Source organism: Brevundimonas sp. (genome assembly GCF_030704825.1).
GTDB lineage: Bacteria > Pseudomonadota > Alphaproteobacteria > Caulobacterales > Caulobacteraceae > Brevundimonas.
Genome location: NZ_JAUYNX010000014.1, coordinates 243,037 through 258,869 on the forward strand (window position 1 = coordinate 243,037; position 15,833 = coordinate 258,869).

A 15,833-nucleotide genomic window follows, 5' to 3' on the forward strand; every position below is an offset into this window, starting at 1 on the left:
GTCAGCGGGCGTCGGGCGCGGTCAGGCCGATGCGCCGCCGCCATGCGGGATAGTCTTCGCGGATCAGGGCCAGAGGCCATTCCCCGTAATATCGGTAGCCGGTGCGCCGCTCGCGCTCGATCCCGGCGATGTCGTAATGAACGACAGAATTCCGGTCCAGGAAGATCGGCCGGTTGGTGCCCAGTTCATAGAAGCGCGCCCACAACGGGCCGGCCGAAGCATCCGACACAAGGCGGGCGTCTGGAAGGCCGTCGTCTTCCGTCGTCGGCTCGAACCGCACGCCGGTCAGGGCGACGGCCTGGAACCAGCCCACCGCCCCCTCCACCGCCGCCACGACCTCGGGCGACGGGTCCGGGATCGCCATGAGGAAGCGGGTGACGCCGACGCTCTCGCTGCCGGAGAGCGAAGGAGGCTCATAGGCGCGCGCCCAGGCGGGTTCCAGCGTCCGCTCATCGTGCTGGGCGCCCCAGGCGGTGCGGACGCCGTTCTGGCGAATCTGGGCGTCGAGGATCAGCTGCGTGCCCCGGGCGACGGCCTCGGCGGCGCGTAGGCGCCGGCCGGCGTCCACGAAATCATAGGGGGCGGCGCCGGATGCGATGTCCCGAAGCAGGACCATGATCCGCACCATGGCGTCATCGTTGAAGGTGATGCGGGACCAGTAACCCTCTCGCAGGGGGAAGAACTGGGGCCAACCGCCATTGGGGTACTGGGCGGCCAGAATGTAGTCGAGGCCGCGGTCGAACGCCTCGCGGTCCCCCGGCCGTTCGCCGGCGTGAATCACCCGGGCGAGGAAGGCCATCGGCAGGGTGGTGGCCTGGTTGTCGAAGGTGTTTTTCGAGCGTTCGTCCACCGGGACCGCGTCGGGCGACACGGCAAGGGATGTGTTCTTGGGCCAGCCGCCCTCGGGGGACTGGTGCAGGATGACGGTATCGGCCAGGGCCCGCGCCTGCGGCGTGGCGTACCAGTCCGCCGGGCGGGTCAGGACAGCGCCGTTCCATTGCGGCGCGGCGGTTTGGGCCAGGCCGGGCGAGGCGAGGCCAAGGACGCCGACGCACAACAGCAGGCGCAGGGACGTGCGGATCATGACCGGTCGCCCGCGGCGGGGGGTTCGGCCGTTATTCGCATGGACATCGACAGGGTCTGGCCGGGCAGAAGTACGATCAGCCCGCTCGCCTCGCCCTCGGGCGCGTTGTGGGCGTCGGGGCGATGGGTGACGGGCTCGACGCAGACGAAGCCCTCACCCGGCGGGGCATAGACGTGGGCCCAGCGGGCGTTCCCGGAGGCGGTCATGGTGACCCGGCAGTCGGCGTGGTCGAGGACGGCCGCGCCGCTCCAGCCGGCGTAGGCGTTGTCGACGAAGGGCGCGTCGGCGAGGCGAACGCCGGCCGACCAGTCGATCAGGGATTCGGGCGGGGCCAGCGCCGTCGGGATCTGCCGCGCGTCGGCCGACCACACGCGGTCCGCCGGAACCGTGAGGACGGTGGTTCCATTCGCGGCGAAATAGGGATGCAGGCCGAGACCGGCGGGCATGGGGCGCGTGTCCCTGTTGGCGATTTCCAGATCGAAGACGACGCCGTTCTCCGTCAGCGCGACCCGGTGCCTCGCTGTCCAGGACCATGGCCACTCGTCCGATACGGCCTGTTCGAGGTCCAGGTCGACCGAGTTTTCCGTCGCCCCGGCGACACGCCAGGGTCGTCGCCAGCCCACCCCGTGCAGGGCGTGCGGCTCGAAGCCCGGCGTCGGAGGAAGGCGCAGGTCGCGTCCCTCGAAGGTGAAGGCCCCGTCGGCGATGCGGTTGGCGTAAGGCGCCAAGGGGAAGCTTCCCGTCGCCAGTAGGTCGCGGGTATCGTCGGGCGCCGGGCGCAGGATGTCGCGGTCCCGCCAGGTCAGTCGGGTGACCGCGGCGCCAAGGGCGGGATTCAGCGACAGGGCCCAGTCCCGATGGGTCAGCCGGATCATACCTTGATCCTCGCCTGGGGGAGACCCGGCGTCTCCACCCGCAACCTGTAGAGACCGCCCAGGGTCGGTTGGTCGCCGCGCAGGCCGGCGTTGCCGAGCCAGGCCGTGGTGCAATAGAGATCGCGCAGGTCGTCGCCGGCGAACGCCGCCTTGGTGACGGTCTGGACCGGCAGGCTGAGCGTCGCGAGACGTTCGCCGGAGGGCGCGAAGCGGGCGACGCCCCAACCGTTGAACAGACCAACGTGAAGGACGCCTTCCGCATCGACGGATGGTCCGTCCGGGAAAGCGTCCTCGAGCCGTGCGAAAACCCTTCGGTTCAACAGGGCGCCGTCGCGGTGGTCAAAGGCGAAGATCGTCTTCGCCAGCGTGTCGTGGTGATAGAGGGTCGCGCCATCGGGGCTGAGGGCCGGCCCGTTGGTCACGCCGTAGCCGTCGTCCGCCAGTCGCAGGCCGTTCCGATCCCAGCGGTAAAGCGCGCCCGTCCGCGCTTCCTCCCGATCGTCCATCGTGCCGAACCACAGGGCGCCGTCCGGGGCCACGAAGCCGTCGTTCAGCCGGTTTCCCGGCCGATCCTCCTCGACGCGCAGGACCAGTTCGAAAGCGCCGCTGTCCGGATCGAAGCGATGCAGGCCGCCGCGAACCCCGCAGATCAGCGTGCCGTCGTCGGCCGGCAGGGCGAAGCCGATCTGATCGGGGGCGTCCCAGGACGTCCGGGCGCCGTCGTCGACGTCAAGACGATGGAGCTTTCGCCCCTTGATGTCGACAAACCAGACCGCTCGCCGTTCCGCGTCCCAGACAGGACCTTCGCCCAGTTCGGCGCCGAGGTCCCAGACCAGTTCCGGTCCCGTCATGATCAGCTCCAGGAATAGGCGGTCTTGGTCTGGGTGAAGAATTCGACGGCGGCGAAGCCCTGTTCGCGCGCCCCGTAGGAGGAGGATTTTGAGCCGCCGAAGGGGACGTGATAGTCGACGCCGGCGGTGGGCAGATTGACCATGGTCATGCCGGCGCGGGCCCGCCGCTGGAAGTCCCGGGCGTGCTTCAGGGAGCTGGTGACGATCCCGGCCGACAGGCCGAACTCGACGCCGTTGGCGATCTCCAGCGCCTGTTCGTAGTCCTTGACCCGGATGGTCGAGGCGACGGGGCCGAAGACCTCCTCGTTGTTGATCCGGCTGGCGGGATCGGTGTCGACGATCAGGGTCGGCTGGACGTACCAGCCGGGCGTCTCCAGCTGGAGCCGCTCGCCCCCGGCGACGATGCGCCCGCCCTCGCCGCGCGCGATCTCGATGTAGCGATAGGAGGTCTCGCGCTGGTCCTCGCTGACGGCGGGGCCGATCTGGGTGTTCGGATCCAGCGCGGCGCCGACGCGCAGGGCCGCGACCTTTTCGGCCAGGGCCGTGACGAAGCGGTCGTGGATGCCGTCCTGCACGATCAGACGGCTGGAGGCGGTGCAGCGCTGGCCGGTGGCGAAATAGGAGCCGTCCAGGGCGATCTGCACCGCCCGGTCCAGGTCGGCGTCATCCAGCACGATCAGCGGGTTCTTGCCGCCCATCTCGAGCTGAACCCGCGCCTGGCGCTTGACCGCGCCCGCCGCGACGCCCGCGCCGACGCCTTGTGAACCGGTGAAGGAGATGCCGTCGACATCCTTGTGGTCGACGATGGCCTGACCGACACCGCCGCGCCCGACGACCATGTTGAGCACCCCCTTGGGCAGTCCGGCCTCGTGCAGGATGGCCACCAGCGCCTCGGCCGTGGCCGGGGTCGGCCCCGCCGGCTTGATCACCACCGTATTGCCGAAGGCCAGGGCGGGGGCTGACTTCCAGGCCGGGATGGCGATGGGGAAGTTCCACGGGGAGATGAGGCCGAACACGCCGACCGGCTGGCGATAGGTCTGGATCTCGACCCCCGGCCGCACCGAGGCCAGATTCTGGCCATGGACCCGCAGGGCCTCGCCGGCGAAATATTTCAGGATGCGGCCGGCGCGCACCGTCTCGCCGATGCCCTCCGGCAGGGTCTTGCCCTCTTCGCGCGAGAGCAGCCGGCCCAGTTGCTCGCGCCGCTCCATGACCAGGGTTCCGGCCTTGTCGAGAATGTCGGACCGGACCTCGGGCGAGGCTTCCGACCAGGCCGGGAAGGCCGCCTTGGCCGCCGCCACCGCCGCATCGACCTCGGCGACGCCGCCGTCCGGGGTGCGGGCCACCAGATCGCGGGTATCGGACGGGTTCAGGCTCTCGGAGGGCCGGTCGGTCGGAACCCTCTCGCCATTGATCCAGTGGGACAGTTCGATCGTCTCGGTCATGGCCGGTCCTCAAAAGTGACACGGGCGGCGGGGGAGCGCCGCCCGTGAGGGTAGATAGGGTGTGACGCGCGTGCGGTCAGCCCGTCATGTCTTCCAGTTCGCGTCCGCGGGTCTCCTTGATCCACGCCTGGACCAGGAAGTACGAGACGAAGGCGCTGACCGCGTAGAAGCCGTAGGTGATGGTCAGACCCAGCCCTGCGGCCATGGCCGGGAAGCTGACGGAGATGCCGAAGTTGGCGATCCACTGGGCGAAGCCGGCCACCGCCAGCGCCGAGCCGCGCATCTGGTTGGGGAACATCTCGCCCAGCATGACCCACATCACGGGGCCCCAGCTGAAGTTGAAGAACACCACATAGGCGTTGGCGGCGACCAGGGCGATCATGCCGACCTGACCGGGCAGGTGCGGCGCGCCGTCGACGATCTGGGCCTGCGAGAAACACCAGGCCATCACGCCGAGGGTCACCGCCATGCCGGCCGAACCGATCAGCAGCAGCGGCTTGCGGCCGATCTTGTCGATCACCGCCATGGCGGCGAGGCAGGCGACGATCGACAGCGTGCCCGAACCGATGTTGATCAGCAGGGCGTCATTCTCCGAAAAACCGACCGACTGCCACAGCACCGCGCCGTAGTAGAAGACGATGTTGATGCCGACCAGTTGCTGGAACACCGCCAGGATCAGGCCGGCCCAGACGATCGGCCGCACCTTGCGGGTCATGGGGTCCAGCAGGTCCGCCAGCTTGGGCTTGTGATCCACGGCCAGGGATTCGCGGATCTCGATCACCTTGCGGCGGGCGGCGTCGGCCCCGAACAGCCGCGTCAGCACGGCCTCGGCCTGGGCCTCCCTGCCCTTGACGACCAGGAAACGCGGACTTTCCGGGATCAGCAGCAGGGCGAACAGATAGATGCCGGCCGGAATGACCTGCAGCCAGAACATCCAGCGCCAGGCCGGGAGGTCCAGCCAGAACAGTTCGGTCGAGCCCCCGGCCGTCGCCGCCAGGGCGTAGTTGACCACGAAGGCGCCAGTCAGGCCGGTGATGATCATGATCTGCTGGACGCTGGACAGGCGGCCGCGGATGCTGGCCGGCGTCACCTCGGAGATGTAGGCCGGGGCCAGCACGCTGGCGGCGCCGACGCCCAGGCCGCCGATGAAGCGGGCGAGGATGAAGTGCAACGAACTGTCGGCCGCGCCGGCCCAGAGGGCGCTGACGATGAACATCGCGGCGGCGAGAAGCATCACCGTCTTGCGCCCGATCAGGTCCGACAGCCGCCCGGCCACGAAGGCCCCGACCGCGCAGCCCAGCAGGATGGCGCCGACATTGAAGCCGGTGCCCAGGGCCGACAGATTGAAGGCGCTCTCCAGCCCGTCCTGGGTGCCGTTGATCACCCCTGAATCGTAGCCGAACATGAACCCGCCGATCGTCGCCACCGCGACGATCAGGGCGATGAAGCCCATGTTGACGCGGTCTCTCCCCGCGATGTCGGGGCCCGTGGCCCCCGTCGGTCCTGCCATTTCATCCTCCCTTGTGGGCTCTAGCGGCCCGATTTTGCGGATCGTCCAGCTATCTCCAGCCGGCGTCCACGAAATACTCATGTCCCGTGATGAAGCGGGCGTCGTCCGAGGCCAGGAACATCGCCAGGGCGGCGACGTCCACGGGCTCGATCCGGCCCTTGAGGCACTGCGCGGCGACGATCTCCGCCTCGCCTTCCGGCGTGTACCATTTCATCTGCCGGGGGGTTTTCACATTTCCCGGCACGATACAGGCCACTCGCACCCCGTCCACGCCCAGCTCCCGCGCCAGGGCCCGCGTCATGCCCTCGATGCCGGCCTTGGCGGTTTCGTAAAGGGACAGGTCGGGCAGGCCCAGATGCCAGCTGATCGAACCGAGATTGAGGATGACGCCGGAGCCCCTCTCGCGCATGCCCGCCGCGGCCGCCTGGGCGGCGAAATACAGATGACGCAGGTTCACGCCGATGCGGTCGTCCCAATAGGCCGGCGTGACTTCCGCGAGCGTGTGACGATCGTCGTTGGCGGCGTTGTTGATCAGCACGTCGATCGGCCCGTGCTCGGCGATCACGGCGTCCATCGTGGCGCGCAGGGCCTCCAGATCCGTCAGGTCGCAGGCGCGAAACACAGGGCACGGCTGGCAATCGCCCAGGCTGTCGACCAGCGCGATCGAGGCCTCCGCGGCGATATCCATGAAAATGACCCGGGCGCCCTGGCGGGCAAAGCCCTCGGTCAGGGCCGCGCCGATTCCCGAGCCGCCGCCGGTGACAACCACCAACCGGCCCTTCAACGATGGATAGATCGCGCCGCTCACAGCAGCCCCCGGCTGGCGAGGTTGGTCATCAGGCTGGCGATCCCGAACGTCCAGGGCGGCGCGCTCTCGCAGGAGGTCACGCGGTTGCGCAGGACGCCGAGCCGGGGCGAGGATACGCAAACCTCATCTCCTTGTTTATGGGTGAAGCCCTGGCCGGGAATGTCGCGATCGTCGATCGGGGCGAACATCGTGCCGAGATAGAGGGCGAAGCCGTCAGGGTATTGATGATTCGGGGACAGGGTCTGGCCCGCGAGGTCGAGCGGGTCGCGACTTATCAAGCGCATCGATGACTGCCCCGAAAGCTCGAAACCGTCCTCGCCCGTCACCTTCAGCGAAACTACCGCGTTGCGGACGTCCTCAATGCCGAAGTCGGCGTCGAACAGGCGAATCCAGGGGCCTATGGCGGCTGAGGCGTTATTATCCTTGGCCTTGCCCAGAAGCAGGGCCGAGCGGCCCTCGATATCGCGGAGGTTGACGTCGTTTCCCAGCGCGGCGCCGACGGCCTGGCCGCGGGCGTTGCAGATCAGGACGACTTCGGGCTCAGGATTGTTCCAGGCGCTGTCGGATCGGACCCCGACGTCCTCGCCCCAGCCGACCGACGCCAACACTGGCGCCTTGGTGAAAATTTCCGCGTCCTTGCCGATCGCGACCTCGAGGTACTGGGACCAGAGACCTTCCTCGATCAGAACCGCCTTGAGTTGTTCGGCGCCTTCGGATCCCGGCCGCACCGCCGAAAGATCCGCGCCGACGCGGTCAGCCAGGGCGCGCCGTATGGTCTGGGCCGCACTGGCGTCGCCGCGCGCCCGTTCCTCGATCACCCGTTCGACGGCGGAGACGGCGAACGTCACGCCCGAAGCCTTGATGCACTGGAGATCCAGCGGCGACAGCAGTCTGGGCGTCGACCTGGCCGGGGAAGTCTCCAGCTCCAGCGCTTCCAGAGGACCGAGACTCTCTCCCGTCATGGATCCGGCATCGCCCTGGGCGATCGCCTGGGCGGTTGTGGGAGCCGATCGGGAGATGTCGATGACCTCGCCGCCTCTGACCAGAACGGGCGTGGGTCCTTCGGGTAGCAGGAGGCGGCCGAGGAATACTCCTGCGCGCCAGTCCGCCGGCATGTCGTCAATCAGTCTCAAGAACCAGCCTCCCCGTCCACGTACTGGCGACGTGGTAGCGCTAACATCGCGGACGCCACTACCGGTGTCAACGTGTCTGAGGCCGGGCCCCGGTTCGGCAGGCCGGATTCCACCAATGGCCGCCGGCATGACATGACACCGGTAGCAAAAGCTGGATTCGGCCGGAAAAGTATTATTATATCACCTCTGTTGTCGGAAACCGGCAGGCCGTCGACCCTGCCCACAATCCGGAGAGGACGATCCCGCCGATCGATCCCTTCCTATGTTAGCGACCTCGTCGGCCGCCTACTCGCAACCTTAATCACCAAGGGCCTTCTCATGAATTCGATCCATCGCCGTTCGGCCCTTGCCGGCCTTCTCGGCGGCGTCGCCGGGGCCGCCCTGCCGGTCCGGGCCGCCTTCGCGCAAAGCAATGAACAGGCCGCGGCGCTCGGGCGAGAATGGTCGAACATGCGCTGGCGGCGGGGCATCGAAAACCAGCGCATGGCCGATCTCGGAGACGGGACGTTCCTGAACCCGATCATGTCCGGGGACCATCCGGACCCGTCGATCCTCAAGGACGGCGACGACTACTACATGACCTTCTCGTCCTTCGAGTCGGTGCCGGGCATCCACATCTGGCATTCGAGGGATCTGGTGAACTGGACTCCCGTCACCGCCGCCCTGACGAAGAACATCGGCTCGGTCTGGGCGCCGGAATTGTGCAAGCACGGCGACCGCTACTTCGTCTACATCCCGGCGCGCTTCCCGGACTATCGCTCCAGCTACGTGATCTGGGCGGACAGCATCGAGGGGCCCTGGAGCGATCCCGTCGACCTCAAGCTTCCGGCCCACATCGACCCCGGCCACGCGGTGGGCGAGGACGGCAAACGCTATCTGTTCCTGAGCGGCGGCGACCGGGTGAAGCTGACTGACGACGGTCTGGCGACCGACGGCGCGCCCGAACATGTCTACGATCCGTGGCGCTATCCGGACGACTGGATCGTCGAGGGCTTCGCCCCGGAAGGACCGAAGATCACCCGTCATGGCGACTGGTTCTACATGATCACGGCCGTGGGCGGCACGGCCGGTCCGCCGACGGGACATATGGTGATCGCCGCCCGGTCGCGATCCATCGACGGGCCGTGGGAGAACTGCCCCCACAACCCGATCGTCCGCACCGTCTCGGGCGCCGAGAAATGGTGGTCGCGGGGCCACGCCACCTTGGTGGAGGGGCCGGACGGAAGCTGGTGGATGGTCTATCACGGCTATGAGAACGCCTTCTGGACCCTCGGCCGCCAGACGCTGCTGGATCCGATCGAATGGACCGACGACGGCTGGTTCCGGGCGAAGGGCGGCGACCTCGCCCGGCCCATCGCCAAGCCTGGAAGCGGCGAGGCCCTGCCGCACGGGATGGCGCTGTCGGACGACTTCTCGACCGACAAGTTTGGGCTGCAGTGGAGCTTGTACGATCCGCAGGCCGACGAGGGGGCGCGCCTGACCCGGCGCGACGGCGCCCTGCACATGCGCGCCAAGGGAACGGCGCCCAGCAACTGTTCGCCCCTGACCTTCGTGCAGGGCGATCTGGCCTATGAGATCGAGGTAGAGATCGAGATCGATCCCGGTGTCACGGCCGGCGTGATCCTGTTCTATGACCGGGCGCTTTACGGGGGCCTGGGCTTCGACGCGCATCGCTTCGTCACTCATCAATACGGGATCGAGCGGGGCCGGCCCGCCAACCCGAACGGCCAGCGCATGTTCATGCGCCTGACCAACGCCTACAATGTGGTCTACTTCGACACGAGCCCGGACGGGATCAACTGGAAGCGGTTCGACCGCCAGATGGAAGTGTCGGGCTACCACCACAATGTGCGCGGCGGATTCATGATGTTGCGCCCCGGCATCTATGCAGCCGGCGAGGGCGAGGCGCGGTTCAGGAACTTCAGGTTCCGGGCGCTCTAGGGCGTTCGTCGACCGGTCGATGTCGTCGACCGAAGGTGTCGCCAGCAGGCCGGGGAACCTCGTTTGAGGAATTCCCGGGGCGCCAGCAGCCGTTGGGACTCCAAAATGACACCGGTAGCAAAAACTCCTTGTCGTGCCCCAAATCGTATCATACTACTTTTTGAGCAGGGCCCGTTCGGGGTCGGGCGAGCCGGTTTATCAGCCCGTTAGAGGCTGGAGGTCGTCGGGAAACGCGGAGGGAATCAAGGTGCAGAACCATCTCAAGACACAGTTGCGTTTGGCCGCGTCCGGAGGGGCTCTTTGCCTCGCCGCGATGCTCGCGGCGTCCCCGGCGTTCGCTCAGGAAGCCCCGGCGCCAGAGACTTCGTCGCTCGACGACGTCATCGTCACCGGCATCCGGGGCTCGCTGGCGAGCGCCCTTAACGAGAAGCGGCGCTCGAACACCATCGTCGACGTCATCAACGCGGAAGACATCGCCGACTTCCCGGACGCAAACTTGGCGGAGTCCCTTCAGCGGTTGCCCGGCGTTTCGATCGACCGGGAAAATGGCGAGGGCAACGCCATCTCCGTGCGGGGCCTGGGTGGCGACTTCACCCGGGTTCGGCTGAACGGTCTGGAGACCTTGTCGACGTCGGGGGCCAGCAATGCCGACGGCGCCCTGCGCCGCGACCGCGGCTTCGCCTTCAACACCTTCGCCTCGGAGCTCTTTAACTCGCTCAAGGTGCAGAAGTCAGCCGATGCCCAGACCGACGAAGGCAGCCTCGGCGCCACGGTCGACCTGATCTCGGGCCGCCCCTTCGACTTCAGCAGCCGGCGCTTCGCCTTCTCGGCGCAGGACGCCTATTACGAGAACGGGGGAACCCACAATCCTCGCTTCGCCCTGCTGGTCTCGGATCGCTGGGACACCCCGCTCGGCGAATTCGGCGTGCTCGGATCGATCGCTTACAACGAGCGCAATCAGTCCAGCGACAGCTTCTCACGGCCTGTCGGCGGCCATGAATACACCTACCGCGGCTCGACCTTCAACAATGTGTCGGGCGGCGCATCAACGGACCCCCAGGGTTTCGCCCTGCCGACCAATGTCAATCCGGCCCTGGTTCTTCCGCGCGTCACCAATCCCGAAGCTCTGGGCTATCTGATCGGCTCAAATCCCGCCGCTTACGAGCTGCTTTACGGGCCGAACAACTATCGCGGCTCGCTGGTCCATATCCCGTCTCTCGCCTCGCTTCAGCATAGGGAGATCGAGCAGGATCGCACCGGCGCGACCCTGTCGTTCCAGTGGCGGCCGGCGTCGTCGACCCTGGTCAGCGTGGACAACCTCTATTCCGAAATGTCGTCGACCTCGACGAACTATCAACTCGGGCCTGTCGGCCTGAACCGGAACAACACCAACGGCAACCGCAACATCACGTCGTTCAGCTACAACACCTTCCCGACGACATCGGCCGGCAACAACAGCTACCGTAACCGCCGCGGTTCCTACCCAAGCTGTACGTTCCAGGCGGCAACGGATTTCCGCGACGAGATCGACTGCGGCCAGAGCTTGTACGGGAGCACGCCGATCTACACGACCGCGCCGGGCGCCACGAACAACAACCTCCTGGCGAACACGGGCAGCTTCAATCCCAACAACCTGGAAGTGTACGACTACTATAATCAACCCACATCAGTAGGTTACGTTCCGCATCCGAACTTTCTGGCCATGCGGGGGCCCTTCATTGGGCGCCCGTCCGTTCGGTTGATCGACGCGGGGCTCAGCGAGACAGGGGCGAACGCCGATTATCTCGTTCTGGGCAACGTCGACATGCGTTCCGCCGTCGACCAAGGCGCCTATACGACCAAGTTCAGCCAGAACTCGATCAATATCGAGCACGACTTCAACGACGCCTTCCGCATGGTCGCCCTGTTCGGGGTTTCGGAATCGACCAATGAAAACGAGGGACTGCTGGCGGACTTCATCCGACTGGATTCCGGTCAGGGCGTCCCGGGGGACGACTATTTCGTCTTCGACGCCCGCGTGGGCGACATCCCGCTGATGGATTTCGGCTTCGACACGGTCGATCCCGACAACTGGGACTTCGTCAAGGGCTATTCGGCGCTGCGTCATTACCGGACGGTGACGGAGAATGGCTACAGCACCGCCAAGATCGACTTCGCCTGGGACGTCCATGATGACGTCACCCTCCGGTTCGGCGTCGGCCAACGGAAGTTCGACTTCTACTACACACGCTTTGAGCGCCTGATAGCCGACACCTATAATCCCAGCCTGCTGGAAGGCGTCGCGACCGGCCTCGCGCCGGCGACGACCGTGGGTCAGATGGGCCAGATCGTGTCATGGGGCCAAGGCCTCGATGTGCCCGACGGCATGCCGACCGAATTCTTCGCGCCCAACCTCGCGGCGTTCCAGGACCGGTTCGGGTTCGACTGCGATTGCATCAACGAGTGGGGCGACTGGCGGCTGTCGGATCTTCGCAACGGCGGCGCCAATACCTTCTGGGTCGATGAGACGGACACGTCCTACTATGCCCAGGTCGACTTCCGGATCCCGATTTTCGGCCGCGATCTGCGCGGGAACTACGGCGTCCGCATCGCCGAAACCAGCGTGGAGGCGCGGGGCCGTTCGCCAAGCGGACGCGGGATCGAGAACAGCAACGACTACACCGACACCCTGCCGTCGGTGAACCTGATCTACGAGATTTCGGACTCCCTGCTGGTCCGGTTCGCCGCGGCCCAGGTCATGGCCCGGCCCCAGTTGCTGGCCCTTCACCCCGGGGTCACCAACTTCACTGTTCCCGTTGGCATCGCCGGCGCGCCGGCCGACTTCGATGGTTCGAACGCACGAATTACGCTCGGCAATACGAGGTTGAAGCCGTTTCGGGCGAACAACCTCGACTTCAACATCGAATGGTATTTCGCCGAAGACGCGCTGTTTTCGGTTTCGGTCTTCCACAAGGAGATCGAAAGCTTCCCGCAGGTCGTCCTTCGCGAAGCCACCCTGAGCGAACTCTTCGATCCGGAGGCGATCGCCAACCTGCGTGCGGCCTTCGACGGCCTCACCGACGTCGCATCGGACAGCCGGCGCGCCTATATCGACGCCGATCTGCCGTTCTCGGTGCGCCAGTTCAACGACGCGCCCGGCGGTTCCCTGACCGGTTATGAGGTGATCTATCAGCAGAACTTCACCTTCCTGCCGGGCTTCTGGGCGAATTTCGGCGTGCAGGCGAACTACACCCACATCGACTCCGAACTCGAATACATCCTCGATCCGGCCCGGAACCTGACCGGTACGGCGCCCTTCCTCGGCGCCTCGCCGGAAGCCTTTAACGCCACTGTCTTCTACGAAGTCCCGCGGTGGAGCGCCCGGGTCTCCGCCGCCTACCGCGCCGCCTACCAGACGACCTATCCGCTGGCCGCCGGCAGCTGCGATCCGGGACAATGCGATTCGCCGCTGATCAATGACTTCGTCGGCAGCGACGACACCCTGCACGTGGATGCCTCGTTCACCTACAAGATGACGGACAACGTCACGATCACGGCGGAGGCGCTGAACCTGACGGACCAGGCCGACAGCCGCTGGGGCTACCAGGACGATCCCGTCGTCTCCAGCTACGCCAAGACCGGACGTCAGTATTTCGTGGGCGCCCGCTTCTCGTTCTGATCGCGGACACTCAGGTTGGACAGTCCTCCCAAGGGTTCCTGTCCATACTTGGAGCGCCGCCTGGCGTCGGGCGGCGCTCCTTTTTACGCGGAGGGTCGTCCGGCGATTTCAGGTCGGTCCGTCGATGACCTGCCGCAGTCAGGCGAGGCGACGAAGCGGCGCCAGGATCGCGGAGGCCATCAGGGCCGCGACGCAGGCCGCCAGGAAGACGGAAGACAGGGGTAGACCGAGGCCGAGGAGTGCGGCGGCGACCGCCGGCGCCAGACTCTGGGGCAGGGCGATGGCCATATTCATCACCCCCAGATCGCGTCCCGCTCTCGCCCGATCGGGCAGGATCTCCGCCGTCATGGCGGCGACCGTCGTGGCGTGCAGCCCATGGGCGGCGCCGAACAGCACCTGGGCCGCCAGGGGGCCGGGCCATTGCGGCCAGCCGATCATCAGCGCCAGGCCGGCGGCCATCCCCACGCCCCCGGCGATGACGAAGGGCCGTCGTCGTCGCACCCGGTCCGAGCTTACGCCACCGACGAAACCGCTGATCGTCGCCGCGAGCGTGGAGGCGATCAGCAGCGCACCGAACAGCTGGAGGGGCGACCATCCGGGCGGCGTCGCCTCCGGCACGTCCTGCAACAGGAAGAGCAGGTAGAGGGTGTTGATCGCCACGGCGCTCTCAACCAACAGGCGGGAGACAAACGTCCAGAAGAACCGCCGGTCCCTGAGCGCGGCGAAGGACTGCCCCAGAGGGGTCGGAACGGGGCGGGACGACGACGGTTCGCGCAGGGTCAGGGCGAAGGGCAGGATCAGGGCCGCAGCCACGACGACGACGACGGCGAACTGGAGCGGGGTCGATCCCGCCAGCCTCGTGACCACCACCGCCGTGAACAGGTTGGCGACCGGCAGGGCGGCGCCCGCCCAGGCGGAAATCAGCCCCTTCTGGGCGTCCCCGACCATGTCGGGAACGAGGGCCGCCAGCGGCGCGAAGAGGGCGTTGACCGCCAGCTGGAAGGCCACCACGCCGAACGCGAGCTGCAAGGGACTGTCAGCCCGGCCGATCAGGCCCAGCGAAAGGGCGACGAGGACCAGGCCCCCGAGAATCCACGGACGCCTGCGGCCCAGGGGGGTCCGGGTGCGGTCGCTCAGGGTCCCGAACAGGACGTTGGCGAAGGCCGCGGTCAGCCCGCCCAGCATGGCCATCTGGCTGAGCAACAGGGCCTTCTCGGCCCCGCCCATCAGCTGGGCCTTGCCCGGCAGCAACAGGGTCAGCAGCGGAATGAAGCAGACAAAGGCCCCGGCCTGGGCCGCGCCATAGCCGAGGATGAACCATCGGGATCGATGAGACGGGTCCGACTCGGCAGCGGGAGCGATCATGACGACATATGAGGTCGCGGTGCGCGTCGCGTCGACCTATTGTATGGGTCGGGCGGGGCGATGACCGCGCGCCGGGGCTTGTGGAGTGACCGTTGACCGCCAGGAGACCGACGATCGACGATGTGGCGCGCCAGTCCGGCGTCGGCCGTACGACCGTGTCGCGCGTGCTCAACGGCGGGCCGAACGTCCGCGACGAAGTGCGCGAGCGCGTGCTCAAGGCGATGGAGGCGCTGAACTACCAGGCCAATCCGCAGGCGCGATCTCTGGCCGGCGGGGGCAGCCGCATGCTGGCCCTGATCCTGGCCTCCGATCTGGAGGCGGAGCCGAACTCCTTCTACGCCTCGGCGCTCGAGCTCGGCGCGCTGCGGGAGTGTCTGGCCCTGGGCTATCAGCTCCTGACCCGGCACGTGCCGCAGCAGAGCCCCGACCGTCGCCAGCAGGTTCTTGAGCTGATGACATCCCAGAGGTGCGAGGGCCTGATCCTGACGCCGCCCTTCGCCGACGACGTGGTTCTGATCGAGGAAATCCGGCGCAGCGGCTGCAAGGTGGTGACCATTTCGCCGGGCGGGCCCGGTCGAGCGGTCGCCGACGGCGTGGGCATCGATGACGAGGCTGGCGGCTACGACGTCACGCGTCATCTGCTCGACCTGGGGCATCGGCGCCTGGCCTTCATGAGCGGCATCGCGGGCCATCTGTCGGCCGAACAGCGATTCGACGGGCTGAGGCGGGCCCTCCGGGAGGCGGGGCCGGATGCGGAGGTGGTGGACCTGCTGCGCGGCGACTTCACCTTCCGCTCCGGTAGCGTTCTGACCGCGCGACTCCTGGATCAGCCGAACCCCCCGACCGCCCTGATCTGCGCCAATGACGACATGGCCGCCGGGGCGCTGTCGGCCGCCCACAGCCGCGGGCTGGACGTACCGGGCCAGTTGTCCATCACCGGCTTCGACGACACGCCCGTTTCGGAGATCGTCTGGCCGCCCCTGACCACCGTCCACCAGCCGTTGAAGGCGATGGGGCGTGAGGCGGTTCTGGTCCTCGCCGGACGGCTGACCGGGACAATGCGCGGCGACTGGCGCTTCCGCACCCTGCCGCACACGGTCGTCCCGAGGGCTTCGGCCGGTCAAGTGCTGCCGCAACTGGCTACCGCCATCGCTTGACACAGG

Annotated in this window: 11 protein-coding genes; 3 read left to right on the forward strand and 8 right to left on the reverse strand. The window is 67.2% G+C overall.

All coding sequences use genetic code 11. From position 1 onward, the window contains the following. Position 1: 1 nt before the first annotated feature. The 7 genes from pelA to Q8Q71_RS06695 form a co-directional block, all read right to left on the reverse strand. Positions 2-1,084 (reverse strand): pectate lyase, encoded by a 1,083-nt coding sequence (pelA, locus tag Q8Q71_RS06665; protein ID WP_305758845.1) that lies wholly within the window; start codon positions 1,082-1,084, stop codon positions 2-4. Continuing rightward, on the reverse strand, positions 1,081-1,959 hold the full coding sequence (locus tag Q8Q71_RS06670; RefSeq protein ID WP_305758846.1) for an aldose 1-epimerase: 879 nt from the start codon (positions 1,957-1,959) through the stop codon (positions 1,081-1,083). The genes pelA and Q8Q71_RS06670 overlap by 4 nt, the downstream gene beginning before the upstream one ends. Continuing rightward, entirely contained in the window at positions 1,956-2,810 is an 855-nt protein-coding gene (locus Q8Q71_RS06675) for an SMP-30/gluconolactonase/LRE family protein (RefSeq protein WP_305758847.1), read from the reverse strand. The genes Q8Q71_RS06670 and Q8Q71_RS06675 overlap by 4 nt, the downstream gene beginning before the upstream one ends. A 2-nt stretch (positions 2,811-2,812) precedes the next feature. Beyond that, positions 2,813-4,255, reverse strand: a complete 1,443-nt coding sequence (locus Q8Q71_RS06680; protein WP_305758848.1) for an aldehyde dehydrogenase family protein — start codon at positions 4,253-4,255, stop codon at positions 2,813-2,815. A 76-nt stretch (positions 4,256-4,331) separates the two neighbouring features. Then, a complete protein-coding gene (locus tag Q8Q71_RS06685) occupies positions 4,332-5,765 on the reverse strand; it encodes a sugar porter family MFS transporter (RefSeq protein WP_305758849.1) in 1,434 nt (477 codons plus the stop codon). Positions 5,766-5,814: 49 nt separating this feature from the next. Then, positions 5,815-6,573: an SDR family NAD(P)-dependent oxidoreductase gene (locus Q8Q71_RS06690; protein WP_305758850.1), complete on the reverse strand. Its 759-nt coding sequence runs from the start codon at positions 6,571-6,573 to the stop codon at positions 5,815-5,817. Continuing rightward, positions 6,570-7,706 (reverse strand): fumarylacetoacetate hydrolase family protein, encoded by a 1,137-nt coding sequence (locus Q8Q71_RS06695; protein WP_305758851.1) that lies wholly within the window; start codon positions 7,704-7,706, stop codon positions 6,570-6,572. Before Q8Q71_RS06695 ends, Q8Q71_RS06690 begins: the two co-directional genes overlap by 4 nt. Positions 7,707-8,024: 318 nt before the next feature. Here Q8Q71_RS06695 and Q8Q71_RS06700 point away from each other — a divergent pair, with 318 nt between their 5' ends. Continuing rightward, positions 8,025-9,647, forward strand: coding sequence for a family 43 glycosylhydrolase (locus tag Q8Q71_RS06700; protein ID WP_305758852.1), 1,623 nt, complete (start codon positions 8,025-8,027; stop codon positions 9,645-9,647). 313 nt (positions 9,648-9,960) lie between these two features. Next, a complete protein-coding gene (locus Q8Q71_RS06705) occupies positions 9,961-13,305 on the forward strand; it encodes a TonB-dependent receptor (RefSeq protein ID WP_305758853.1) in 3,345 nt (1,114 codons plus the stop codon). A 138-nt stretch (positions 13,306-13,443) separates the two neighbouring features. On the opposite strand, the gene Q8Q71_RS06710 is transcribed toward Q8Q71_RS06705, so the two are convergent. After that, positions 13,444-14,670 (reverse strand): MFS transporter, encoded by a 1,227-nt coding sequence (locus Q8Q71_RS06710; RefSeq protein ID WP_305758854.1) that lies wholly within the window; start codon positions 14,668-14,670, stop codon positions 13,444-13,446. Positions 14,671-14,762: 92 nt separating this feature from the next. On the opposite strand from Q8Q71_RS06710, the gene Q8Q71_RS06715 reads away from it, so the two are divergent. Next, positions 14,763-15,827, forward strand: coding sequence for a LacI family DNA-binding transcriptional regulator (locus tag Q8Q71_RS06715; RefSeq protein WP_305758855.1), 1,065 nt, complete (start codon positions 14,763-14,765; stop codon positions 15,825-15,827). Positions 15,828-15,833: the final 6 nt, after the last annotated feature.